Here is a 23,883-nt window from a genome sequence, read left to right as displayed (position 1 = left end):
GCTAACTTGGGTATGGAAGTAATGCACGAGCGCAATGCTCACAACTTCCCGCTTGACTTGGCTGCTAGTGAAGTCACTCCAGTAGCAATGGTAGCTCCTTCTATCAATGGCTAAGTTTTAGTTTTTGATTAACAAAAAGCGCTCCTAGAAATAGGGGCGCTTTTTGTTTGGGAAAATATATTTTTTAGAGACTTATTGTGATATCTAGTCCGGTAACATGGGGAGCATCCCAATTTGGGTTTTAGAGGAGTGTTGGCTGTGAGAGTACGAAGCGAGATATAGAAACTTTGCTGTGCGGGATGCTCGCAGGGTCTAAGCATAGTTGTACATAAGCTAAGGCATATACCAGCAGCGGATAAGCAGCAACAGTTCAAATGATTCGCGGCCGGAGATTCCTAGGAATGGAAGGATTTTTGTTTTTTATTTAATAGTTAATTTGGCTTCGCTAGTGCGATCGCCCATTGCCCCAGTAATAGTAACAGTTCCAGGTCGCAGCGCTTGAAATGTCCCCGCTGATTGCGTTTGAGCGAGCAACGGCTCCGGATTGGGAGATTTGCTGGGTGCACCAGGTATCGGTTGCTGATAGTAGGGAGTCGAAAATCGGAAATGAGTCACTGGCGGAAGCAATCTCCCCTTTGAATCCGAGAGAATCATTTTAAAGGTAATACGATCGCCCACGCGGACGGTTGCAACTTCTGGTAGAATCCGAAGTGTCCAATCAGGCGGGTAAACAATACCGGACATAGAGAGTGTTTCTCCACCTTTTTTGGCAAACACGGCAAACTTTCCCGGCGCAATACCCGTCACAGTTCCATCTGGGGAAACTTTGACGACTTCTTCATAATCGGACGACCACACCCACTGTTTCTCGGACTGCGTAGAATCTCCTGGAATACACCCTGAAGCGGCGTCGGTACTCCCGATTTTTAGCTTAGTCGTTTGACCCACAATTAAAGGCTCTACTTCCCAAGAATTGTAGTTAAGGCAAGGGGGATTATATATACCTAGAAATTCTCTAAACTCCCATACCGTAATACCTATGAATCCGAATAACAGGACGATCGCAGTTACGCAGCCGAACCCGATAAATTCCTTCTGTTTGTTATTCATATTTAATATGGGTTTTTTTTGTATCTATAACTTTATGAACCAGTGCGCCTAGCGCTCTAGCTTTGTATGCCACCGAGAAAAGTGGCACAGAGATAAATAAAATGCTATTATTTTTTCACAGTGGGAAGACTGCGCTAAAGTATCTCGGAATAAATTTGTGATTTCACAGCAGATAAAATAGCATTCATTCACTCAGATTTATTAAAAATATCTGCGTTACTTTGTGTTTCATCTGCCTTAAATCTGTGGTTTACATATCAAAAATTTATGCAAGAGGTATTGTAAAGTAGAATCGCTAAGTATAACATTACGGTCAGCAAATGGTAATATAATAGATGCACAAAAACATCGAATAATATAGGGAAGTTATCCTAAAAAAATAACCGACATGATACTTAAAACAGAGAGATTAGTTTTGAAACCGATTGTGGAGAGCGATCTCAACACGCTCCACAAAATTTTCACTGATTCCTATGTGAGGAGATATCTGTGCGACGGCGAAATCTGGTCGCTACAAAAGGTTGAAGAAATGCTTGCCGAAAACAAAAAGCTGTTTGCAGACAAGCAATTCGGTTTGTGGTTTATCGAAACTAAGAGCGATCGAGAAACTATTGGATTTGTTGGTTTGTGGTATTTTTTTGAAGAAGCACAGCCCCAGTTAGTTTACGCACTGCTGCCGAAAGCACTTAAAAAAGGTTACGCTACTGAAGCATCAACCAAAATATTGGATTATGGTTTTGATGAACTTGGCTTTAACTATCTTGTCGCAAGTTGCGATCGCCCAAACATTGAGTCGCAAAAAGTCGCAGAAAGACTCGGAATGAAACAAGTAGAAGAAAGAATTATGAATGGAAATCCGATATTATTCTTTAGAATCGATAAGTAGTAATTAGCAGTAAGGGCGCAATGCACAAATGGCTTTCGGTGGTGGGGATTGGCGAAGACGGATTATCGGGATTGAGTGCGATCGCCCGTACCCTACTCGATCGATCTCAAATCGTTGTTGGTGGTGCCCGTCACCTCGCAATGCTACCAAGCGACGACACCCGCGAACAATTGCTTTGGGCTTCGCCGCTACAAGCAACAGTCGATCAAATCCTCCGTCGCCGGGGACAGTCTGTGTGCGTGATCGCAAGCGGCGATCCGATGTGTCACGGAATTGGGGTAACACTGTCGCGCCAGATTCCCATTTCGGAAATGACTGTGATTCCCGCAGCATCGGCTTTTAGTCTTGCTTGCGCCCGTTTGGGTTGGCCGCTGGCGGATGTTGAGACTTTCAGTTTGACAAATCGCCCGATCGCATCGATCGCCCTTGCTTTGTCCCCTGGCGCGCGCCTGCTGGTGTTGAGTGCTGACAGGCACACCCCTGGTCTTGTGGCGACAATGTTAACACAGCAGGGGTTTGGCAGCAGTTTGATGACCGTGTTCGAGCGGATGGGGTCGGGAGCGGAACGGCGGATCGAGGGGGTAGCAACAGCCTGGAATGCAGCGGATTTGGCGGATTTGAACACGATCGCGATCGCAGTTGCAGCCGATCGACAAACTCTTATCCTCCCCCGAACTGCGGGTTTGCCGGATGCTGCTTATCGCCACGACGGACAACTTACCAAGCGGGAGGTTCGAGCCGTTACTCTGTCAACGTTAGCACCGATTCCGGGTGAGTTGCTTTGGGATGTGGGTGCGGGCTGCGGCTCGATCGCGATCGAATGGATGCGGAGTCATCCTCGGTGCAGGGCGATCGCGATCGAACGCCACCCAACTCGACTGCAATACATCGCCGAAAATGCCTCGACTTTCGGCGTTCCCGAACTCCAAATTGTCGCGGGAGAAGCGCCAGAAGCCCTGACAAATTTGCCTCAACCGAATGCTATTTTCATCGGCGGCGGTGTCACCGCAGAAGCTGTGCTGGAAACTTGCTGGAATGCTTTAGGTGAAGGCGGCCGATTAGTTGTTAATGCGGTGACAGTTGAGAGCGAGTTTAAAGTTTTGCAATGGCACGATCGTTATGGCGGGGAACTAATTAGAATTGGGATTCAGCGAGTTGGGGCGATCGGTTCTTTTCAGGGTTGGAAACCGCTTGCGCCGGTGACTCAGTGGGCGATTGTTAAGGGGTAATACCAATTCTGATTGGATCGGAATGATTTAACCACAGAGTACGCAGAGAACACAGAGGAAGAGATGAGAGAGATGAATCATTCCGATGAAGAGTGGATTTGATATAAAAGGCGATCGATCTTTTTCCAATAAAGCTATAATCAATAATATCCTCTGAAATGAGAGTGATAATGCCAGACGAATCATCTGTAGATCCTTATTTAGATCGACTGTTTGAAGACTATTCCAACACTGAAGTTATCGAACTACAGCAATATCTGTCTGAATGGGATAGAGGAACTTATCGAACTGTGGCCCAAAGTGTGTTAGACTATTCACAAAGAAAAGGATTTGATCCACTCAAATATTTGCGTAAAGCACACAACTTCAACACCAGAGGTGCTGTAAGAGTTCCTCGCACGGGATATCGGCAGGATGGAGCCGCTGTTTACCGAAAGGGCTATGAGTTTTTAATTGTGCGACCTGACCAGTATGGTGTTGAGAAAATCGTGACTTATGGCATTAATGAGGAATAGCGATATGGCACAAGTTCAGAACAAATTAGCGATTCAACAAGATATTATTGTGCAACTTTTGGCACAGTTGAGGGTTGACTATCAAAACACTAAATCAGAGCGCAAAGAGATATCTCAGAGGTATCTTGGTTCCGAGGAAGATTTTTCTTTTCTGGAGGAGCTTGAGTTAGTAACAGTAAGTATTCGCGGTTATGCTAGTCAGATTGAGGAGCGCGCAGAGGTTGAGAATCGCGAGCAAGCGATCGCAGAGTTACATCAGCTCAGGGTGTTCGATCGTTCTGCGATTGCTCAGTTTTATGATGAGACGCGATCGGGCTATCTTCAAATGCGGTCTTATATCCGAATGCTAGACTATTTGCGGTTGCTGGTTTTGGAGTATTTGCAAATGGAATAGAGATCCAGATAAGTTAGTTTACCAGACACCGTAGCCACCTCGACGATCGGCAATTTCTTGCTCTAACTCCACTTCATTGAGAAGTTTCATACCGTTGGCGATCGCCCGTTGGCGAAGTTTCCACAAGGTTTGACCGAGTTGTGTTTTGGGGGTAAATTCAGGTGAAGATTTGAGCGCTAGAGCTTGAGTAAACTGAAGGACTTTTGCGCGATCGGCGGGGGCAAGTTCGCGCCAGTATTGTAGGAGGATTTCTTCGGGAGGCATGGAAAATTTTTGAGCCTAACTCTAGAATTTATTTTACTCTTTTACGCTCGATCGGGTCAATGCCATTGGCGATAATAATCTAGTTTATAACCATAGTCTTTGAACAGCATAAGCATCAAACACTTCATCACGGCTGACTAAAACTAAAGCATGATTAATGGATTGGGCAATTAAAATTCGATCGAATGGATCGCGATGGTGGAATGGTAGGCTGCGAACCTGTACAGTATCCCCAAAGGAAATTGGCAGTAATAAGATGCCAGCAGCAGGTAACTGAGGTTCGATGTCTGCATAGTCTGCTTGCAGTGTCAATTTACCAATGCTGATTTTGATGGCAATTTCCCAAAGACTGGCAATACTCAAATAGACTATATCGGCGGATTCAATCTGCTCCTTCAAGGTAACTGATAGGTTAGGAGCATTTTCTGAAAACCAAATAAAAGTGTGAGTATCGAGGAGCAATGCACTCATTCCATATACTCCTGGAAATCCTCTAATGGTGCATCAAAATCATCAGCAAGCGGTAAGACAAACGTGCCTTTCATCATCCCGGCTTGACGTTTCTTTTGAGGAGGATTTACGGCAACCTCATTATTTGCATATTTTGCGGCCAAGAATTCTACATAGTGCAAAACTTCCTGTTTCAGGGAATCTGGCAACTTGACCAGGGTTTCTAGGATGGTGTTTTCTAGCATTAGATAACCTCTTGCTGGATAAGCTCATGATAACAAGCGCAAAGCCAAACTTACCGATGTCTCTAATCTCGCTCTAAGCTACCTTGGGACAAATTTCGATTTTGACAGTCATGCCTACTTGGTTTAGCATTGCGATCAGAGTATCAACCGAGAATTCCCCAATTTTACCTTGAGTTAGAGCTTTGATTTGGTCGTTTGACTGTTTGAGATGTTGAGCAGTTTGGTCGATCGTCCAACGGTGATGTTTAATCTGATGAAGCAGGGCGAGCATGAGTTGCGATCTGATTAGTAAGTTATCAGCTTCTTCTGCTGAAAATCCCAGATCGAGAAAGATATTATCGGTTGCTGGGGTAATAGTATTTTCACTCATGGTTCTGGTTCTCTTGAATTTAAACGATTTTGTAACAACTGTTGGTAGCGTTTCTGTCCAATTTCGATATTTTTCTTGGCTGTCTTCTGAGTTTTATTTTGGAAAGCATGAAGAACGTAAATAGCTTCTTCAAATCTAGCAATATAAAATACCCGATAGGCATCTTCTGTCCGAATCCGAATTTCTTCAACGCCTTTGCCTACGATCGACATGGGTTTAAAGTCTGATGGTTGTATGCCCTGCTGAAGTGTCCAAAGTGCAAAACCAGCTTCTTTTCGGGCATCGTCAGGAAGAGATTGGATTTCTTCACGGGTAGCGCCAACCCACCGAATCGGTTTGATGGTCATCGGGTTTGTTGAGAATCAAATACTATAACAATTTTGACATACTCCCCTGCCTAAAGGCGAAGGGATTCTAAGCTCAGACAGCAATTGCAGGCATAGCCTGTCTAACATCACCTAACTTAGCGGTTGATGCCCCAACCACACAAATATTTATCGCCGCGTTCTCGTCTCTGTCGTTCACCCTTTGACAGGACGGACAGCGCCATTCACGAACTGACAAATCCAACTCTTTCAGAACCTGTCCACAATGCGAGCAAGTCTTACTAGATGGATACCAACGGTCGATGAAAACTACTTCTTTTCCTTTCTTTTTGGCAACCCATTCGAGAATTTGGAGAAATTCGCCGAATGCAATGTCTGAAATTTTACGTCCCCAAAGTCGTTGCATTCCTTTTAGATTCAACGTCTCAAAGCACAGCACGTCGAACTTATCAGTTAGTTCGTGAGCCAATTTCCAGAACCAATCAGAGCGACGATTCACTACGGCTTCATGTTTGCGAACTAGATTAAGTCTTGCTCTTTCTCGGTTCGCTGAGCCTTTCCGTTTTTGGGAATGCTGACGATTTGCTTTCTTAATAGCGTTAAGGGACTGTTTCAGGAATTGCGGTGATTCGATTTTTGTTCCATCTGAGCAGGTGAGAAACGTTTTCAAGCCGAAATCTTGCGCCAGCGATTCTACTCGTCTCGACTTTGGTTTCAGGTTCTTCAACGCTGTCAACGACCACAACCATAAATAGCTCTCCTAATGTCGTGCGTTTAATGGTTAACGTCTTAACATTCCCTTCTATCTCTCTGGAATTCCAATACTGATAAACGCGATTCCCAATCTTAATTCGATTGCCGCCTAATAATTTGTAGCCAGCTTGCTTGAGAGTGAACGATTTGTATCTGCGAACTTTCTTGAATCCGGGAGGTCTAACTCCTTTCTTGTGATGCTTAAAGAACAGTTGATAGGCTTTCTCAATGCGTTGACAGATATCCTGTACAGCCTGAGATCCAACCTGTTGCCAGAATGCTTTACGCTTTCTGAGTTTGGCGATATGACTTTGAAGTTTGCTGCAATTCAAGTGCTTACCCCACATCCGGTAGTACCGTTTGTGAAGTGCAATGCAATGGTTATAAATCACTCCGGCAGCATTGATACTTCGCTTGAGGTGTTTATTTTGGTTGCTTTGATATAGCTTGAACTTCAATGTTTTCATGCTAACTATGATAACATAATAGGTAGCAATTGGGTAGCCAAATGGTCAGAGAAAGATTAAGTATTCGCATTGTCGTGAGTCGGCTAGAGAAGTTGCGGAGAATTGCCAAACAGAAAGAAAAAACAATGACCCAACTTGTAGAAGACTGGATTGATAAACTTAAAGAGGAAAAGCCGTCAAGCGAAGGACGGGGCTTTAAACCCAGTTTTCCGGTAAGGGCGATCGCCTTCAAACCCCCTAGCGTAAGCTACAAGTTTTTGCAATTCCATCAGGTTGGGAGATACCAATATTGCACGCCACCTTCAGTATGACTGAGCAAAATCCCCAGATCTTCGAGGCTTTCTAAACAGTCGAGAATGACTTTTTTTTTGCGGCTGGCTGCTTTGAAATGGGCGGTGACTTGGGCGGCTGTCCATTCGCCGCTTTGGGTGCGGAATAAGTCGCGGATGGCCCAAAGTTGCTCTTTGAGGGTTTTGGGGAAGGGTTGTTGTTCCGTGGGGGCGATCGGGGTTTCCGTTTCGGTGGTGATGCCTGCAAGGGATGGTTGCACGTAGGTTTCGCCTGGGGCTTGGTAGTCGGGACGCAGCCAGCGAATGTGTCCGTTGCGTTCTTCTTCGGCGCGTTGGGCATTGAGGGTGACGAGGTTTTCCAGGATTTGGTCGTCGGTGAGGGTGGGTTCCCAACCATAGGTGGCAAAGACGGCGGCATCCAGTTCGTCGTGGATTTGTTTGAGGGTGGAGACTAAGGCTTTTTGGTTGAAGGCTTTGTCTTTGTCGTCGAGGGGTTCGCCTTTGCGGAGTTTTTCGAGGAGGTTGTACATCCCGGTGATGGTGACTTCGGGGTGACTGGCTTGGACTCGTTTGCGGTGGCTGTCGAGGCGTTCTCCGAGTTCTCGGATGGTTTGTTTTTGGGTGTCGGTTGGAGTTGGGAAGGGGAAGCGATCGAAGCAAGTAGTTTGGACATAAACAGGGGTCGGACCAAGCTGCCCGCCACATACTAATGCCCATTTAACATGAATTTGACTAGAAAGAACTCCCAAGAAATAAGCATCATCTAAAGCGATCGCAAGAATTTTCTGATCGGGAATAACTTTAGTATCAATAAAAGTGAACACACGATGCTTACTGGTTTGCGTACTACCTATATAACGAGATATCGTTTTTAGAGCAGGGCGGAAACTTGAACGCGGTTCGGCGAAAATCCACCATTTTTCGCGATAGGCTGGACGATTGTTCTTTTCACGCTCTGGTCTGACACGCTCATAAATCCATTGGTAGACATTCGGATAACGAGCACAAACTTCATTTTCTGTTAGTCCAAATAGATCTATGACTAATGCTTTTCTTGAAAATTGTAGCAAGTCACGACCATTTAGATAAGGGTGAATTACTTCTGTCTCCAAGTTCTTTGCTTCTGCTTCTGTCAAACAAAAACCCATACCATGAAGTTTTACCCCAAGACAACCTAACTTCTGATTACCATTGAGAGAAACCGCACTAGAAACATCAGTTCCAGCTTGAAGATTGCTAAATATTTTTCCTGCATTTTTCCACTCTATTTTAATTTCTCCGGCGGAATCTTCTGGTTTTTCTGCTTCAGATTCACGAATTACGAACCCCAATTTAATTAGTCTAGATGTGTCATAATTACTAAGTTGACAGACCGTCATAGAAATTCTGACCTGTGCGCCATCATCAGTCCAAGGGTGATCGGGAATGGCATAAATTAACCGAAGTGGATTTTTCGGATTTAACAAGTGAAAATCTATAACTTTTTTTTGCCAAACCTGACGAATACTATTTGTTGTGATAAACCCAAATATGTTAACATTTCTAGCACGTACTACCTCTGCTGCTTTGTGCCACCAGTACATCACAAAATCAACTGTATCCGGTACATCTTTATAAACTTTTCTCAATGTTTCTACATACCCATCTCCCAAAATTTCGCGCATTTTACGATTCCCAATAAACGGCGGATTCGACACAATATAATCCGCTTCCTGCCACTCGGCCGCCCTTGCATTCAAATAGCGATAAATCGTGACTTTATCTGTCGGATCGGGAATATCTTCTCCCGTCACCGGACTTTTCATCATCCGCCCACCCCACCTTGTCCGCACCTTCCCCGCCGCATCCACATCCGGTTCTATCCCCTCATAGGCCAACACCGCATCCCGGCATTCAATATTGTTGTACTCCCGCAACACGGGTTCGATCGGGGGAATATCGCCAAACCGCCGAAAATGCCACTGCAAATAGCCAATCCAAATCACCAAATCTGCGATCGCCGCAGCCCTAGGATTAATCTCAATTCCCAAAAACTGACTGGGATTGACTTGTGCAATATCTAACCGCAACTGCGCCGCCCCTGTGACATCCTCCAAGCGCCGCAACACCTCCGATTCCAAGCCCTTCAACAAATCCAACGTCACATACAGGAAATTTCCCGATCCGCAGGCCGGATCGAGAATCTTCACCTGTTGTAACTCCGTCAGAAATGCCTCTAAAACTGAGCTCGCCTTTTTCCTTTGATTTGCAGTCGGTTCCGATTCCCCCGCGTTGAGCAACTGTTTAACCTCCGCTTGTACCGCAATCCAGCGATCGCCCAAAGGTTCCATCACCACAGGCTTTACCAACCTTTCCACATACGATCGCGGCGTATAATGAGCCCCCAACTTACTACGTTCCCTCGAATCCAGCGCCCTTTCCAACAATGTCCCAAAAATCGCCGGTTCCACATTGCACCAATCCCGCTTCGCCGCCTGCAACAACACTTCCAACTGCGCCTTTGTCAGCGCAAACGCCTGCGACTCGGCAAACAATCCCCCATTAAACCGCAACAGTTTGCCATGAAAGCCAAAACTCGTCCCCTCATTCATCGCCTCCCACAGCGCCTCTACCTCCGGCTTAAAAGTCTTCGGATTGAGAATCCATCGCGTTTCCAGCGCCTGCGTAAACAAATGTTCCTTCAGCAACCCCACATCCTCGGCAAACATGGTGAAAATACAGCGCATCAAAAACTGGGCGACTTGCTGCGGATCGACATTCGCCTCCATCCGCTTCGCCAACTCTGCCAAATCCGCCGCCACTTCCCGCGTCACCCGCGCCGCAATCTTCTCTGGATTGCGCTGCTGCGGATTGCTAAAAATATCGACAAACAAATCGAAAACATCGGCTTTCTGCAACTCAATTAGCCCGATTTCTCGCCTCGCCCCATAGCCGCCATAATCGCCGCTAAAACCCATCCATAATTCAAAATGATCGCCAATATCGCAAGTTAACAAAAAAGGCGGTTTGCTGGGCAAATTTCGCGTATAAGCAACTGCTTGCACAAACGCTTTTTCCATCTCTCGCAAATAGCTATTAGTTCCCCGCTTTGCTGTTCCCTTGTTACTTGTCGTTCCGCCCTGTTTTGCCTCGATTAAAAAATGCTCGGCTTTGTAAAAGTCAATAAACCCCGGAGTTACTTTGCCGCTGGGGTGAAAAATCTTGACATCTTTGTCAAAGCAGTAGGGATCGTTGGGAATTCTGCCTTTATCACAAGGGCGATCGACCCCAAGCGCATCGCACATTTCCGCAAAAAACAACTGGTAGTTTGCCCGTTCGTTACCGCTAGAACCTGCCCAGCGCGTGATGAATGTTTCGACTCGCGTGCGATCGGCCTCATTCATGTTTCAACCCTGTTGCTTGCTTTTTCCTGATTCTATAGTCCTCGACGCACGCGGGGGCGGGTTTATGAGATTGTAAATTATGGGCAATTATTGTAGGTGAACCCGCCCCTACAAAATTTAACATCATACAAGTCCAAATCAAACGGAAATGACTAACAATTTTAAAATTAATAGGTTGGGTCTAACACAAGTAACCCAACCTATTAATTAAATGAGACTTAAGAGTTTAACCTTGATTCACCACAGTCGGTTTTAAACTTTCCTGTGACTTCGATCGATCTAAACCATTTTGAACTTCCACAGATTCCTTAATCGGTTTCCGCGCTTCAATTAAACTCAAAGCTTTGTTGACACCTTCAGGTAAAATCACCACCAAACTGCCGGCCGGCGCCTCGTCTAAAGCCTTGTTAACGGCTGTTGTTTCGTCGAGAATCAACTCGTATTCAACTTGAGATTTGTTTGCGGTTCCGGCAGAAATCGCCTCGGCAATTCCCTGGCAAATTAACTTTGCCACAACACCGGGTTCTCGGCCGCGCCTGTCAATATCTTCTTTGACAATAATACGATCGAACATCTCGGCCGAAAGTTTGCCCAGCGTGACAAAATCTTCATCTCGCCGGTCTCCGGGCGCGCCGACTACCCCGATCCGCTGTCCCTGCCAATTCAGCACGAAACTGCCCAAAGCTTTGTAGCTGTGGGGGTTGTGGGCGTAGTCGAGTAAAGCGTGATAGCTGCCCAAATTAAACAGGTTCATCCTACCGGGAGTTTGGCCGACGGATGCTTGAAAGCTTGACAAAGCCGATCGAATATCTTCTATTTTCAATCCTTGGGCAAAAGCCGCCAAACAAGCTGCTAAAGCATTAGCAATCATAAACGGCGCGCGCCCGCCCATCGTCAGCGGCACGTTCACAGCCTGCTCAATTCGCAGCGTCCAATCGCCTTTCAATATCGACAAATACCCATTTTCGTAAATCGCTGCCAGCCCGCCCGCAGCGGTATGTTTTGCAACCAGTTCGTTATCCGGGTTCATCGAAAAATATGCAATTTGAGCCTTGACACGCTGCGCCATTTGTGATACTAACGGGTCGTCTGCATTCAAAACTGCATAGCCTTTGGGCATTACCGACTCGACGAGGACGCTTTTGAGTTTGGCCAGTTGTTCCACGGTGTCGATGTCGCCAATGCCCAAGTGATCGGCTGCGACGTTCAAGACGACGCCGACATCGCACTGATCGAAGCCGAGGCCCGATCGCAAAATTCCGCCTCTAGCCGTTTCCAGCACCGCCACTTCTACCGTGGGGTCAGACAAAATCAATTGAGCACTCTGCGGCCCGGTATTGTCTCCGCTTTCGACCAAATAATCGCCGATGTAAGTGCCGTCGGTAGTCGTGTATCCGGTAATCTGACCGGTCTGCTTAACAATGTGGGCTAGCAGGCGAGTGGTTGTAGTTTTGCCGTTGGTTCCCGTTACCGCTAAAATCGGCACCCGGCTGGGTTGAGGTGAGGGGAACAGCATATCGAAGACGGCGCCGGCGACGTTGCGGGGCAAACCTTGACTTGGGGCGACGTGCATTCTGAAACCCGGTGCTGCGTTGACTTCGACGATGACGCCGTTGACATCGCGCAGGGGTTTGGAGATGTCGGGAGTTACTACGTCAATGCCGGCGATGTCCAAACCGATAATTTTGGCGACTCTGGAAAACAGCCAGACGTTTTCTGGGTGGATTTCGTCGGTGCGATCGACTGCAATTCCACCGGTACTCAAGTTTGCTGTCGCGCGCAAAAATACTCTTTCGCCGGCGGGCACTACGGAGTCCATTGCGTATCCTTGTTTTTGCAGCAAATCCAGGGACAATTTGTCGATCGTGATCCGGGTGAGCACGTTGTCGTGTCCGTCTCCTCGCTGCGGGTCGCGGTTTACTTCTTCAATAAGCTGTTCTACTGTAGACTTGCCGTCGCCCACGACGTTAGCGGGGACTCGTTCTGCGACTGCTATGACTTGCCCGTTGACTACCAATACTCTGTGGTCACGGCCGACGTAATAGCGCTCGACAATGACGCTTTTTGTTTTTGATGCGGCGCTGGCTAAGTCGTAGGCTTCTTCTGCTGCTTCCCAGGAATTGATGTCGATCGTAATGCCGCGGCCGTGGTTGCCGTCTAGGGGTTTGAGGACGATCGGATAACCGCCGACATCTTCTATCGCCCCGCGCAGTTCATCCAAATAATGAATCACCGTTCCTCTGGGAACCGGTACGCCGGCGCTGGCGAGGATATTTTTAGTACCTTCCTTGTCACAGGCAAGTTCTACTCCCAAAACTCCCGTCCGGTTGCTCAGAGTTGCCTGAATCCGCTTTTGGTGAACCCCGTAGCCGAGTTGAATCATAAACCGGGCGCTCAAAGGTATCCAAGGAATGCCCCGCGCTTCTGCTTCCTTAATCAGTGTTTCCGTGCTCGGCCCCAGGGCCGCCGACGCAGCAAACTCTCTCAGGTCTCTCAAATCTTGGACTAATTCTGCTGCTGGATAAGTGCCTGTATCGGCAATACTTTGGCACATCCGCACGCCCGCCCGCGCTGCATAGCGACCGGCTTGTTCGTTTTGATACTCGATTACTACTTGGTAAATACCTGGGGTCGCAGTCTCGCGGGTACGGCCGAACCCGACCGGCATTCCTGCCATTTCCTGAAGTTCTAGGGCGACGTGTTCGATTACGTGTCCCATCATTGTGCCTTCTCTGACCCGTTGCAGGAATCCTCCCTGATGGCCTGGAGAACAGTGATGGTCGTTCAAACTCGGAAGTGTGGCGATCAACCCTTCATAGAAGCCAGGAATTTCCGCTGTGGTTTTATCTGCCCACTCCTCTAAATCCAGACGCATCAGGACGAGTTTCTGGCGTCGGATGCTCCAGTAGTTGGGGCCGCGTAAGGTCTGGATTTTAAGTATTTTCATGGCAGTTAGAGGGGTATGGGGCGCGAAATCTTATAGATAATTGGAGCATTTATTCAATTTCGATCTAGATTGCTCGATAGACTGTTCGCTACGAACAGTTTGGGAGTGAATTTCCAGTTATGGGCTACCCAATTGAAAATTCATGCCCCTGCGATCGGCTAAAAACAAGTACAGGTTCATGGCTAGCAAAAACTCAAAGCTCGAAGCTAGAATTTTCTGTGGTTCGGCCTCCTGGGGTCAGACCGTGGCTGCTTCGGAATCTATTCTATTGTGGTATCCATGATTCGGCCGGAATGCCGCCTAATTTCTGCCGAATCAATGACAAGAGATGTTCTACGTTAGTTGGCTGTGCGGCATTCGGGGGGCCAGCCAGACTCGGAACACGCTCCCGATGGCATTGGTTTGCCTAGGGGCATATTGTAGCAATCTCCGTGACACAGGACGTGCAAGCGCATATTGAACAGACTTAAGGGTTCTGTCGCTCCTACCATAGACTCATTGGTATAAAAATTTTCCCTAGAATCAACAATAGTCACAGTGCCTTTACCGAGAATTTTCATAGTATCGTCTCCCTCAAACAAGGCGCAGGTGTCTTCGTCAATACCAATAGCGAGGCGATCGGGATGGCAAGCCACAGCCGACAGCAAGCGAGCCATGCGGTTGCGGTTGTGAAAATGCTGATCTACGATGATCTCAGGAATAATGTTAAGTCCGTTTGCCATGTCTACTAAAGAGCGGTTCGGCGACGCGCCACTCCCGCCGCCTGCAATCATGTGATATCCCATCACCGCAGCACCCGCGCTGGTGCCAGCGAGGGTAATCTTGCCTTCGAGGGTTTCTTTGCGAATTTTCTCCATCAGCGGGGTGTCCGCCAGCAGCCCACAGAGCCGCAGTTGGTCGCCGCCTGTGATGAATACGCCCGTACAGTCTTCTAAGTAATCTTTCCAGACGGGGTTTTCGCCTTGTTCGCGTTCGCGGATGTCCACTACTTTGACTGCGCTAACGCCCATTTCGTCAAATATTGTGCGGTAGCGGTTGCTAATTCCTTCGGGATCTCGCGAAGCGCAGGGAACGATCGCCAGCCGAGCGTTTGGACCCCCAGCACGGCAAAAAAAGGTGTTCAAAATCTCTCGCCCGTGAACTTTGTCTTCGGCTCCCCCGATGACCATAATCGAGGTTTTTGTGCGCTGGGGAATATTGTGTTCAAGGGCTTGAGATGTCAACTGCTGCATGGTGTGTCTTCCTCTGTTGGATGTGAAATTCAATTTTGCCGTGGCTGTGCGTAGAATAGGGCTTTTTAAGAAGAAATATTTGTTGGTGCGAGTGAGGTGCGATCGCCGAGCGCACTATCCCGCAGTTGTTTGGGGGCGAGTTTACTTGCAGTCGCTGTCATGAAAAACTGATTATTGTTGTACAAAACCGGCCCGCCGACAAAGGAAGAGAATTTAACTTGCAAAAATTCTCAGAAATTATAAGAAATTATAAAGAATAAAGCAATTACTGAAAACTGAACTCCCTCTAAAGGTCAAACTAGAGATGATGTATCAATGAAATTCCAATAATTGTGCGATTTGACGTTGTTACCCTATTTCCAGAATTTTTCCGGGCTCCCCTAGAGTCGGGACTGATGGGCAAAGCCTTAGCTAAAAAGATTGCTGAGGTGAATTTTGTCAATCCCCGCGATTTTACCACAGACAAGCACCAGCGAGTCGATGATGAGCCTTACGGGGGCGGAGTGGGGATGCTGATGAAACCGGAACCGATTTTTGCTGCGGTGGAGTCGCTGCCGATTTTGCCGAGGCGGGAGGTGATTTTGCTTACTCCCCAGGGGGAACCGATGCAGCAAGCGATGTTTCGGGAGTTGGCGGCCGATCGCGATCAGTTGGTATTGATTTGCGGTCATTATGAAGGTGTGGACGATCGAGTCCTGCATTTGGTGACTCGCGAGGTGTCTTTGGGGGATTTTGTGCTCACGGGGGGCGAAATTCCGGCTTTGGCTTTGATTAATGGGGTTTTGCGATTGCTGCGGGGAACTGTGGCGAAGGAAGATTCGCTGAAGTTTGAGAGTTTTGAAGACGGACTTTTGGATTATCCGCAGTACACTCGACCGGCGGATTTTCGGGGATTGAAGGTGCCCGATGTGTTGCTGTCTGGTAATCACGCAGAAATTGCTCGCTGGCGCAAGCAACAGCAAATTGAAAGAACTCGATCGCGCCGGCTGGATTTGTACGATCGGTGGTTGCAGGAGAGGGAAGAATAGGAGAAAGGGCGATCGCACGAGTGGTCAATCGATTTTAGATTTTCGATTTTCGATTTTCGATTGACTTGCGCGAGATAAATGCTCTTTCTTGAGGATTTTCGATTTTCGATTTGGGATTGATTCCACGGATAAATCACGTGGCGGGTACCACCTTTGAAATTCCTGGTCAGAAACCGGGTTTTTGCGGTAATACTTCGTTGTAGTCCACAGATTTGGTAAAAAACCCGGTTTCTTTGGTCTTGATGCGTAAATCCCGTATATTTAAGAGCCTAATAAATTTTGGATTCGCGTTTGTAAGTCTTTGAGTTCAGGAGAGCGATCGAGAAGTCCCCATAATTTTCTAGCGTTTCCAGCATTAACCCTTTTCTCCCCTCCCTCCAACAGCTTTAGGATTGCCATAACTGTTGAGGAAAGCAGCAAAAAAAATCTTTAACACTCGGATCGGCATTAAAAAATAAATTCACTTATCTCCCTAAAAATATGAAATAATTGTCTTCTACTATACTTACCAAACCTTCCTTTTACATGAACATCCGCATCGGCAATGGCTACGACATTCACTGCTTAGTTCCCGATCGCCCTCTCATCCTAGGCGGTGTCAATATTCCCCACGAATTAGGATTACTCGGCCACAGCGACGCCGACGTACTTACCCACGCTATCATGGACGCTATGCTCGGAGCTCTCAGCTTAGGAGATATCGGGCTGTATTTCCCGCCAACTGACCCGAAATGGAAAGGTGCTGATAGTCTCGTATTGCTGGCACAAGTCAATCAGTTAATATTAGATAAAGGCTGGGAAATCGGCAATATTGATTCGGTGGTGGTGGCGGAACGTCCAAAGCTGAAACCGCATATTCAGCAAATGCGCGATCGGCTTTCTACTGTCCTACAATTAAAACCTGACCAAATCGGCATCAAAGCTACTACAAACGAAAAATTAGGGCCTGTAGGGAGAGAAGAAGGAATCGCAGCCTATGCTGTAGTTTTGCTGGGCAAAAAATAGAACTCTACAATCTAAAATTGATAGTGGAGTCAATACTTTAATCCAAAATCGCTAGGAAGCCTGAAATCATGGACACTGACACCTGGGAATTACAATTTCCTGTAGACGCGGATGTCATCGCGTTGGATAAGGACGATCGCATAGTCGTGCTAATCGAGGTTAAAATTATTCAAGCTCAAGAAGCAGACGCAAAACAGAAAATTGTCGATCGCGCGCTCAATTGGCTGAAAGCTGTGTTAGCTAAGCTGTCTGAAAACAACGCGATCGTTCCCTATGCTATGTTTGTTGACGCGGAACAAATTTTGATTTTCAAATGGGATGGTGTGAATTTATCGGAGCCTGTTTGCACTCTCAATACTGGTGAAATATGTCGCTATTATATGCCGAGTTTTGGCAGTAAATGGATATTTGAAGATACCATTGAGGGGCTGATTGAATCGTGGCTGCATGACTTAGATTATAACTGGAAATCAGAAAGTCCGCCAGCATCAGAACAGATAGCAGCCATCGGTTTGCTGCCGTTACTTGCAGGTGGAACAACAAAATCAGGAGTGGAACTAGGTGGCAATTATATATATCGAGACCAACTTTCTGATGAGTATTACTACAGGGCGTGAGGCTGAAGCAATTATGTTGCTCAGGGATTTGTCCTCATCAGTTAAGTTGGTAATACCAAGCATTTGTTACATGGAGGCTTTGTCAGCTTTAGAGGATGAGTTGAAGCGACAAAACTATTTTAAGGAACAGCTAACTCGTCAAGTTAGCGAAAGAAAGCGAGATGTGACATCTGAACACGCCGCATCTCTATCTCTTTACCTAGAAGAATCATTGATTTCCTATCGCTATCGAGTAGGTGAAATTAAATCACGCTTGCGGGAAGCGATAAGTCTGATGTCGCGAAATTCAGAAATGATTGCATTAAATCCAGAGATTGTCGAATCAAGCTTAAACGAAACTTTGATCGAAAAAGATCCAACCGACAATTTGATTCTACACTGTATCCTCAGTCATGCACGATCGCATTCTACAGAAACCAAAGTATTTCTCAGCGGTAACGTCAAAGAATTTGGTCTACCGGAAGTTCAAGATGTTTTGCGAGAGGCGGGGATTACAAAGTATTTCTCTGTCACTAAAAACTTTCTAGGCTGGCTACAATCTCAGTCATAATTGCACGCAGGTGGTACAGTAAATTATTATGAAAATTTTCCCTATTTTACATTCAAAGCGCCGCTGGCTGGCTGTTCTGCTGGCTGTAATTGCAGCCGTCAGTCTCTCTGCTTGTAGTCCCGCCCGATCGAACTTAGTAAACAGACTCATCGTTCCCACCCCCAGCGGCCCAGCTACCTTTAACTACCCCCTAAATCAATCTGCATACAGCGTTTTTGGCTATATGTACGAGGGACTGATCAACGAAAATGGCTTGACATCGGAGTTAGAACCTGGTTTAGCTGAGTCGTGGGAAGTTTCTAAAGATGGCAAAAAGATTGTCTTTACCCTGCGAGAGGGATTGAAATGGTCGGACGGCCAGCCTCTGACTACTGATGACATTATCTTCAGCTATGAAAAGATTTATTTCAATGACAAAATTCCTAGCGGTTTGAAAGATATTCTGAGGGTTGGCATCAGCGACCAATTTCCAAAAGTCAAAAAACTCGACAGTCGCCGCGTTGAATTTTCCGTTGCAGAACCCTTTGCTCCTTTTATTAGATATGCTGGGGGAATCCCGATTTTACCAGCTCATATTTTACAGGAAGCTGTCGAAAATACAGATGCAGACGGCAACCCTAAATACCTGACTACTTGGGGCACGGATACTGATCCTAAAAAAATTGTTGGAAATGGTCAATATCGAATGCTGAGCTACACTCCCAATCAGCGCGTGGTTTTGGAACGAAATCCCTATTTTTGGCGCCAAGATGCTGAGGGAAATCCTCAACCTTACATCCAGCAAATTGTTTGGCAAATTATCGAAAATACTGACAATCAACTGCTGAATTTTCGATCGGGCGATTTGGATACTCTGAATGTGGAGCCGGAAGTGTTTCCGCTGCTGAAACGGGAGGAAAAACGCGGCAAATATACGGTCTTTAACGGCGGCCCGGATACTGGCAGCGTGTTTATGTGTTTCAATCTGAATAAGGGGCGCAATGCTCAAAATCAGCCGTTTGTAGACCCGGTTAAGTCTCGCTGGTTTGCTAGTAAGGAATTTCGGCAGGCGATCGCCTACGGCATCAACCGCGAGGCGATGACTAACAATATTTATCGCGGACTGGGCGCGCCGCTACATTCCCCAATTCCGGCCCAAAGCCCGTTCTACCTGTCCCCAGAACAGGGATTGAAAACTTACAGTTACGATCTACAAAAAGCCAAAGAGTTACTGTTAAGCGCTGGTTTCAAGTATAATAGTAACGACGAATTGTTGGATGCTGAAGGCAACAAGGTACGATTTACTTTGTTGATGGCGGCAGGTAAAAAAGTTCGGGAACAAATGGGAACGCAAATTAAGCAAGACTTGGGCAAACTGGGGATGCAAATTGATACGCAGTTCCTGAGTTTTAACACTTATGTGGAAAAGCTGCGATTGACGCGGAATTGGGATACTTACCTCGGCGGTTTTACGGGAGGTACTGAACCGCACAGCGGCTACAATATTTGGTCAGTCAATGGCACTTTGCACAGTTTCAACCAGGGCCCGCAATCCGGAGAACCCCCGATTAAAGGTTGGGAAGTGTACGACTGGGAGCAGAAAATCGATGACCTTTATGTGAAGGCTTCCCAGGAGCTTGATGAGGCGAAGCGCAAGGAGCTTTATGGAGAAACGCAGCGGATTATAGCGGAACAAGTTCCTTTTGTTTATATGGTCAATCCGCTGACTTTTGAGGCGGTGCGCGATCGCGTTTCGGGAATTCGCTACAGTGCCCTCGGCGGTGCTTTCTGGAATTTGTACGAGCTGAAAATAACAGAATAGTCAGCAGTCAGCAGTCATTAGTCATTAGTCATTAGTCAGCAGTCATTAGTCATTAGTCATTAGTCATTAGTCATTAGTCATTAGTTAGCAGTCATTAGTTATTAGTTTATGGAACCTAAAATTTTACAGCAGTTACTCGAATCAGTGGCCGCAGGCGATGTGAGTCCGATCGCAGCTTTGGATAAATTAAAGCATTTTGACTTTGAACAAGTCGGCGATTTTGCCAAAATTGACCACCACCGCACTTTAAGAACGGGTTTTCCTGAAGTAATTTGGGGCCCAGGGAAAACGCCCGACCAAATTGTTGAAATTATCGAGGCGATGCGCGGGCGAAATTCTGCGGTGATGGCGACACGAATCGAACCGGAAGTTTTCGAGCAATTGCAACACAAAATACCCGATTTGTGCTACTACCAAAAGGCTCGAATTTGTGCAATTTCTCCTAATTCCCCAACTCCGCAGCATCCGGGTACTGTGACTATTATCAGTGCGGGAACGGCGGATTTACCTGTAGCGGAAGAGGCGGCAATTACTGCGGAACTTTGCGGTTTTCAGGTGCGACGTTTGTGGGATGTCGGAGTTGCCGGCATTCACCGCTTGCTGAGCAACCGGCACGTGATTGCTGATGCTGATGTGTTGATTGCGGTTGCGGGTATGGAAGGTGCTTTGGCGAGTGTGGTTGCGGGTTTGGCAGATTGTCCGGTGATTGCTGTGCCGACGAGTGTAGGTTACGGCGCGAGTTTTGGCGGGATTGCTCCTCTTTTAACTATGCTCAATTCTTGTGCGGCTGGTGTGGGTGTGGTGAATATTGATAATGGGTTTGGGGCGGCGATTTTGGCTTGTCAAATTCTCAGAAGTGCTGGCAGAGTGGGGAAAATGAAAGAGGAGGAGAATCGGAGAGAGGGGGAATAGTTTTGAGTTTTGAACTGAAATCCTGAATCAGGGAGGGTTCTCTTGGCATTGCCCCTACTCCAAACAGGTTTCTTTGTTCTTCATTTACCTGAAATCTGCTGTAATTTTTCGAGTGCAGTGCGAGCGCCCCCCTCGCGAAGACCGCTCGCGCTATAGTTAGAAACCCCTTCCATCAGACTCTTGAAACCGCATCTACACAAACTCTCGTCCCAGCAGAGGGCGACTAAAAAATACAGGAGGTATTATTAAAGCCGGGTTTGATATTACTTGCTAGCCAGCCAAACCGGATAAGCAGATGAATCCTCAGCTTTTAACTTTTGCGCCTGATAACTCTTGCTAGTCCAACTAGCTACTGTTTGCAGGTTTTCTGTCAAAGAACTTTCGCTGCCAAATGCTTCAAATCCCAAAGTCCACCACGCGCTGCCGTTAATGTTCAACTGAGTAAGTTCCACGGTGCAACCTTGAGGAATGGGGGCTTCTACTGGCACTGACATTACCGCACCCGACTCCGAAACGTGGTAAAGACGCTGCGCTCGCTTTTTCTTGACTCCCACCCACTTTCCTGTCGCCAAAATATCCGCCGGTATCGGCGCCATCGTGTCCGCACAAACCCACTTCAGCCACTTTTCGGCTTTGCCTTCCCAGCGGTTGCCGAACGGCATTGTCCCCAACTCTCCCTGACGCCACTTTACCTCCAAGGTTTTCCCACGCAGCTTCACTCCTAAGTAGTCGCAGCTTGGTACTAGCAAATATATGTCTTCCCGCTCTTCGGGAGGCGAAAGATACGTGCCGAGACTCTCGCTTCCAAACCATTGATTGATTGATTTTGGCAGTGCACCGCTATAAAACCACCGCATTTCCAGACTGGCCCGCATAAATTTTTCCTCCGTTCCACAATTTTCGTCAAACCCAGACTGGATTTGCCATACACCATCGACTTTTGTGCCTCTCCACTCTATCCTCCCCCCTCCGGGGCCCAGAGTCTACCCACCGTCATACCATTTTAGATTTTAGATTTTAGATTTTAGATTAGGGAAAGACTGACTATATAAGGGTTGAGAGCCTAGCGTTGCATTTTTTTTACTGGTGTCCGATCGAGATCTTTAAAAAAAATTTCTCACAATCCTTTACATATCTTCACAAGTCTGTTACATTTAGTTACAGTACACTAAAAACCATTTAGGAAAAAAAACATGACTAACCGAGGCTTAATGCTGGACGACCAAGGCAAAATGAACAATTTTGCGATCGAGCCGACAGTATACATCGATGACGAACCCCGCACCGGCTTCACTCCCTACGCAGAACGCTTAAACGGCCGCCTTGCCATGATTGGCTTTGTTTCTCTCTTGGCTTTAGAAGTTTCGACCAAGCACGGGCTGATTAGCTGGCTGACTCACCTGTAATGATTTTGTTAACAATTAAACTATATGGCTATGGATCGCTGGCGGTACACAAACAGCGATCCATAGCTTAACTATTTTTAGGGGCAAGGTTTGGTGAGACAATTAAAATTAAATATTTTTGTTTTACCCTATCCGTAAAAAGAATGCTCAAACGAATTGCGGCAATACTTCTGGTGGTTCTCAGCCTCACCTTGACCGGTTGTGTCTCTAAAGTCACCGGACTCAAAAGCTACGTTGATACTGGCGATGGCTATCAATTTCTCTATCCTAACGGCTGGCTGCCGATCGCGGTTTCTAACGGGCCCGATGTGGTGTTCCGCGATTTGATTCAGCAAACCGAGAATGTCAGCGTTGTAATCAGTCCAGTTGCGAAGGACAAAACTCTGGCGGATTTGGGATCGCCGACGGATGTGGGATACAAGCTCAGCAAAAGTGCGATCGCCCCGGCTGATTCGGGTCGCGAAGCTGAATTAGTCAATGCAGAAGCTCGTGAATCGCGATCGAAAAACTATTACATTTTAGAATACGCCGTTAAGTTGCCAAACCAAGAACGGCACAACTTAGCGAGTGTAGCCGTCAGCCGCGGCAAACTTTTTACGCTTAACGTTTCCACTACCGAAGAACGCTGGCCGAAGGTAAAAGAAGCTTTTGAGAAAGTTGTTAAATCTTTCTCTGTTTATTAGGGAATTGGGAATTGGGAATTGGGCATGGGGCATGGGGCATTGTTGACAGTTGACTGTTGACTGTTCGCTGTTGACTGTTGACTGTTCGCTGGAAACCTCACCACAGTTAACTGACAACTGACAACTGACAACTGTCAACTGTCAACTGTCAACTGTCAACTGTCAACTGAACTTCTTAACTTATGAAAATTCCAACTTTTGTATTAGCTTCAGCTTCTCCAGCGCGCCGTCGCCTGCTAGAAAATGCCGGAATTCAAGCTGTGATTTGCCCCAGCGACTTTGATGAAGGGCAAATACAAATGAGGGATGCCACTAATTTAGTGCAGGTTTTAGCAGAGGGAAAAGCTGAGGCTGTAGCTAAGTTTTTGCTGGCTAATTCTCACCCCCAAATCCCTAATCCCAAATCTTGTTTGGTTTTGGGATGCGATTCAATTTTGCTCATAGATAGCGAAATTCACGGCAAACCCAAGGATGCGGAAGAAGCAATCTCGCGCTGGCAGAAAATGCGCGGTAAGGTGGGCGAACTGTATACGGGTCATGCTTTAATTGATACTAGATTCGATGACTTTGGTGAGGCGAGGTCGCGATCGATCATTCGTTGTCAAGTTACAAAAGTTCATTTTGCGGAAGTTACCTCGCGCCAAATAGCGGCTTACGTCGCTACCGGAGAGCCCCTCGCCTGTGCAGGCTGTTTTGCACTCGAAGGTAAAGGCGGCTTTTTTGTGGAAAAAATCGAAGGATGTCACACAAATGTGATTGGTTTGAGCTTACCTCTGCTGCGGCAAATGCTCACCGAAATGGGATATGATGTGGCAGATTTCTGGCAATCTTAAATATTGTTAAATTCATGTCAGCAATCGGGAGGCAGAGCCTCGCTGATATGCCTTCCCAGGCAGAGCCTGGGAACGAGGATTGATAGCCTTGGTGTTGTGGGAGGGGTGTCCCGCCCGTCCGTGTTCTGCTTCTTAGGATCACGAATTAAATAACTTACAATTTTAATTGTTATTGTGGGATGGGCGT

The 23,883-nt window shown here is 46.9% G+C and carries 28 protein-coding genes and 1 pseudogene; 15 read left to right on the top strand and 14 right to left on the bottom strand.

The features are described 5' to 3' along the window. A pseudogene (locus QUB10_RS29805) lies at positions 1-114 on the top strand (photosystem II q(b) protein); the annotation flags it as partial. 306 nt (positions 115-420) lie between these two features. Here QUB10_RS29805 and QUB10_RS29800 read toward each other — a convergent pair. Beyond that, the gene (locus tag QUB10_RS29800) at positions 421-1,110 is read right to left on the bottom strand and encodes an Ig-like domain-containing protein (protein WP_333206809.1); all 690 of its coding nucleotides are present in this window, start codon (positions 1,108-1,110) and stop codon (positions 421-423) included. 388 nt (positions 1,111-1,498) lie between these two features. Between QUB10_RS29800 and QUB10_RS29795 the strand changes: the two genes are divergently transcribed. The 4 genes from QUB10_RS29795 to QUB10_RS29780 all read left to right on the top strand — a co-directional run bounded on the left by QUB10_RS29795 (position 1,499) and on the right by QUB10_RS29780 (position 4,134). Beyond that, the gene (locus QUB10_RS29795; RefSeq protein WP_333206808.1) at positions 1,499-1,996 is read left to right on the top strand and encodes a GNAT family N-acetyltransferase; all 498 of its coding nucleotides are present in this window, start codon (positions 1,499-1,501) and stop codon (positions 1,994-1,996) included. A gap of 20 nt (positions 1,997-2,016) precedes the next feature. Next, on the top strand, positions 2,017-3,225 hold the full coding sequence (gene cbiE, locus QUB10_RS29790) for a precorrin-6y C5,15-methyltransferase (decarboxylating) subunit CbiE (RefSeq protein WP_333206807.1): 1,209 nt from the start codon (positions 2,017-2,019) through the stop codon (positions 3,223-3,225). Positions 3,226-3,395: 170 nt separating this feature from the next. Next, a complete protein-coding gene (locus tag QUB10_RS29785; RefSeq protein ID WP_333206806.1) occupies positions 3,396-3,740 on the top strand; it encodes a hypothetical protein in 345 nt (114 codons plus the stop codon). Positions 3,741-3,744: 4 nt separating this feature from the next. Then, on the top strand, positions 3,745-4,134 hold the full coding sequence (locus QUB10_RS29780) for a hypothetical protein (RefSeq protein ID WP_333206805.1): 390 nt from the start codon (positions 3,745-3,747) through the stop codon (positions 4,132-4,134). Between the two features lie 18 nt (positions 4,135-4,152). Here QUB10_RS29780 and QUB10_RS29775 read toward each other — a convergent pair whose 3' ends face one another. The 7 genes from QUB10_RS29775 to QUB10_RS29745 all read right to left on the bottom strand — a co-directional run bounded on the left by QUB10_RS29775 (position 4,153) and on the right by QUB10_RS29745 (position 7,009). Continuing rightward, positions 4,153-4,398, bottom strand: a complete 246-nt coding sequence (locus tag QUB10_RS29775) for a hypothetical protein (protein ID WP_190657256.1) — start codon at positions 4,396-4,398, stop codon at positions 4,153-4,155. A gap of 84 nt (positions 4,399-4,482) precedes the next feature. Beyond that, entirely contained in the window at positions 4,483-4,869 is a 387-nt protein-coding gene (locus QUB10_RS29770; protein ID WP_333206804.1) for a type II toxin-antitoxin system VapC family toxin, read from the bottom strand. Then, the gene (gene vapB / locus QUB10_RS29765) at positions 4,866-5,093 is read right to left on the bottom strand and encodes a type II toxin-antitoxin system VapB family antitoxin (RefSeq protein ID WP_333206803.1); all 228 of its coding nucleotides are present in this window, start codon (positions 5,091-5,093) and stop codon (positions 4,866-4,868) included. Before vapB ends, QUB10_RS29770 begins: the two co-directional genes overlap by 4 nt. Before the next feature lie 73 nt (positions 5,094-5,166). Then, entirely contained in the window at positions 5,167-5,463 is a 297-nt protein-coding gene (locus QUB10_RS29760; RefSeq protein ID WP_333206802.1) for an XRE family transcriptional regulator, read from the bottom strand. Beyond that, positions 5,460-5,810 (bottom strand): type II toxin-antitoxin system RelE/ParE family toxin, encoded by a 351-nt coding sequence (locus QUB10_RS29755; RefSeq protein ID WP_333206801.1) that lies wholly within the window; start codon positions 5,808-5,810, stop codon positions 5,460-5,462. The genes QUB10_RS29760 and QUB10_RS29755 overlap by 4 nt, the downstream gene beginning before the upstream one ends. A 73-nt stretch (positions 5,811-5,883) precedes the next feature. Further along, positions 5,884-6,459 (bottom strand): RNA-guided endonuclease TnpB family protein, encoded by a 576-nt coding sequence (locus QUB10_RS29750; protein ID WP_333206800.1) that lies wholly within the window; start codon positions 6,457-6,459, stop codon positions 5,884-5,886. Next, positions 6,389-7,009, bottom strand: coding sequence for a transposase (locus QUB10_RS29745; protein WP_333206799.1), 621 nt, complete (start codon positions 7,007-7,009; stop codon positions 6,389-6,391). The genes QUB10_RS29750 and QUB10_RS29745 overlap by 71 nt, the downstream gene beginning before the upstream one ends. Before the next feature lie 41 nt (positions 7,010-7,050). Here QUB10_RS29745 and QUB10_RS29740 point away from each other — a divergent pair, with 41 nt between their 5' ends. After that, a complete protein-coding gene (locus QUB10_RS29740) occupies positions 7,051-7,320 on the top strand; it encodes a hypothetical protein (protein ID WP_333206798.1) in 270 nt (89 codons plus the stop codon). Here QUB10_RS29740 and QUB10_RS29735 read toward each other — a convergent pair. The 4 genes from QUB10_RS29735 to QUB10_RS29720 all read right to left on the bottom strand — a co-directional run bounded on the left by QUB10_RS29735 (position 7,278) and on the right by QUB10_RS29720 (position 15,085). Next, positions 7,278-10,682: a DNA methyltransferase gene (locus QUB10_RS29735; protein ID WP_333206797.1), complete on the bottom strand. Its 3,405-nt coding sequence runs from the start codon at positions 10,680-10,682 to the stop codon at positions 7,278-7,280. The genes QUB10_RS29740 and QUB10_RS29735 overlap by 43 nt on opposite strands. A gap of 226 nt (positions 10,683-10,908) precedes the next feature. Continuing rightward, on the bottom strand, positions 10,909-13,629 hold the full coding sequence (cphA, locus tag QUB10_RS29730; RefSeq protein WP_333206796.1) for a cyanophycin synthetase: 2,721 nt from the start codon (positions 13,627-13,629) through the stop codon (positions 10,909-10,911). A gap of 338 nt (positions 13,630-13,967) precedes the next feature. Next, a complete protein-coding gene (locus QUB10_RS29725; RefSeq protein WP_333206795.1) occupies positions 13,968-14,861 on the bottom strand; it encodes a cyanophycinase in 894 nt (297 codons plus the stop codon). A gap of 65 nt (positions 14,862-14,926) precedes the next feature. Continuing rightward, a complete protein-coding gene (locus QUB10_RS29720) occupies positions 14,927-15,085 on the bottom strand; it encodes a hypothetical protein (protein ID WP_333206794.1) in 159 nt (52 codons plus the stop codon). Positions 15,086-15,193: 108 nt separating this feature from the next. On the opposite strand from QUB10_RS29720, the gene trmD reads away from it, so the two are divergent. After that, positions 15,194-15,889: a tRNA (guanosine(37)-N1)-methyltransferase TrmD gene (trmD, locus tag QUB10_RS29715; protein ID WP_333206793.1), complete on the top strand. Its 696-nt coding sequence runs from the start codon at positions 15,194-15,196 to the stop codon at positions 15,887-15,889. Positions 15,890-16,150: 261 nt separating this feature from the next. On the opposite strand, the gene QUB10_RS29710 is transcribed toward trmD, so the two are convergent. After that, positions 16,151-16,288, bottom strand: coding sequence for a hypothetical protein (locus QUB10_RS29710; protein ID WP_333206792.1), 138 nt, complete (start codon positions 16,286-16,288; stop codon positions 16,151-16,153). Positions 16,289-16,414: 126 nt separating this feature from the next. Between QUB10_RS29710 and ispF the strand changes: the two genes are divergently transcribed. The 5 genes from ispF to larB all read left to right on the top strand — a co-directional run bounded on the left by ispF (position 16,415) and on the right by larB (position 20,774). Further along, positions 16,415-16,894, top strand: a complete 480-nt coding sequence (gene ispF / locus QUB10_RS29705; protein ID WP_333206810.1) for a 2-C-methyl-D-erythritol 2,4-cyclodiphosphate synthase — start codon at positions 16,415-16,417, stop codon at positions 16,892-16,894. Positions 16,895-16,962: 68 nt separating this feature from the next. Continuing rightward, positions 16,963-17,511 (top strand): hypothetical protein, encoded by a 549-nt coding sequence (locus tag QUB10_RS29700; RefSeq protein WP_333206791.1) that lies wholly within the window; start codon positions 16,963-16,965, stop codon positions 17,509-17,511. Continuing rightward, positions 17,489-18,061, top strand: coding sequence for a PIN domain-containing protein (locus QUB10_RS29695; protein WP_333206790.1), 573 nt, complete (start codon positions 17,489-17,491; stop codon positions 18,059-18,061). The genes QUB10_RS29700 and QUB10_RS29695 overlap by 23 nt, the downstream gene beginning before the upstream one ends. 28 nt (positions 18,062-18,089) lie before the next feature. Then, complete coding sequence (locus tag QUB10_RS29690; protein ID WP_333206789.1) at positions 18,090-19,862, top strand: ABC transporter substrate-binding protein; 1,773 nt, start codon at positions 18,090-18,092, stop codon at positions 19,860-19,862. Positions 19,863-19,970: 108 nt separating this feature from the next. Continuing rightward, on the top strand, positions 19,971-20,774 hold the full coding sequence (gene larB / locus QUB10_RS29685) for a nickel pincer cofactor biosynthesis protein LarB (RefSeq protein ID WP_333206788.1): 804 nt from the start codon (positions 19,971-19,973) through the stop codon (positions 20,772-20,774). 263 nt (positions 20,775-21,037) lie between these two features. Here the strand turns inward: larB and QUB10_RS29680 are convergent, their stop codons facing one another. Then, positions 21,038-21,649 (bottom strand): hypothetical protein, encoded by a 612-nt coding sequence (locus QUB10_RS29680; RefSeq protein WP_333057483.1) that lies wholly within the window; start codon positions 21,647-21,649, stop codon positions 21,038-21,040. A gap of 318 nt (positions 21,650-21,967) precedes the next feature. On the opposite strand from QUB10_RS29680, the gene QUB10_RS29675 reads away from it, so the two are divergent. From QUB10_RS29675 to QUB10_RS29665, 3 genes are all read left to right on the top strand, one after another. Then, the gene (locus tag QUB10_RS29675; protein ID WP_193973911.1) at positions 21,968-22,180 is read left to right on the top strand and encodes a chlorophyll a/b-binding protein; all 213 of its coding nucleotides are present in this window, start codon (positions 21,968-21,970) and stop codon (positions 22,178-22,180) included. Between the two features lie 143 nt (positions 22,181-22,323). Then, positions 22,324-22,863 carry a photosystem II reaction center PsbP gene (gene psbP, locus QUB10_RS29670; RefSeq protein WP_333057481.1) on the top strand — a complete coding sequence of 180 codons (540 nt, stop codon included), beginning with the start codon at positions 22,324-22,326 and terminating at the stop codon, positions 22,861-22,863. Positions 22,864-23,045: 182 nt separating this feature from the next. Continuing rightward, the gene (locus QUB10_RS29665) at positions 23,046-23,696 is read left to right on the top strand and encodes a nucleoside triphosphate pyrophosphatase (RefSeq protein WP_333206787.1); all 651 of its coding nucleotides are present in this window, start codon (positions 23,046-23,048) and stop codon (positions 23,694-23,696) included. Positions 23,697-23,883: the final 187 nt, after the last annotated feature.

The sequence above is a fragment of the Microcoleus sp. B5-D4 genome (assembly GCF_036705145.1).
Lineage (GTDB): Bacteria > Cyanobacteriota > Cyanobacteriia > Cyanobacteriales > Microcoleaceae > Microcoleus.
The sequence above is the reverse complement of the archived record's forward strand: the minus strand, read 5'-3'. Positions and strand labels throughout refer to the sequence as shown.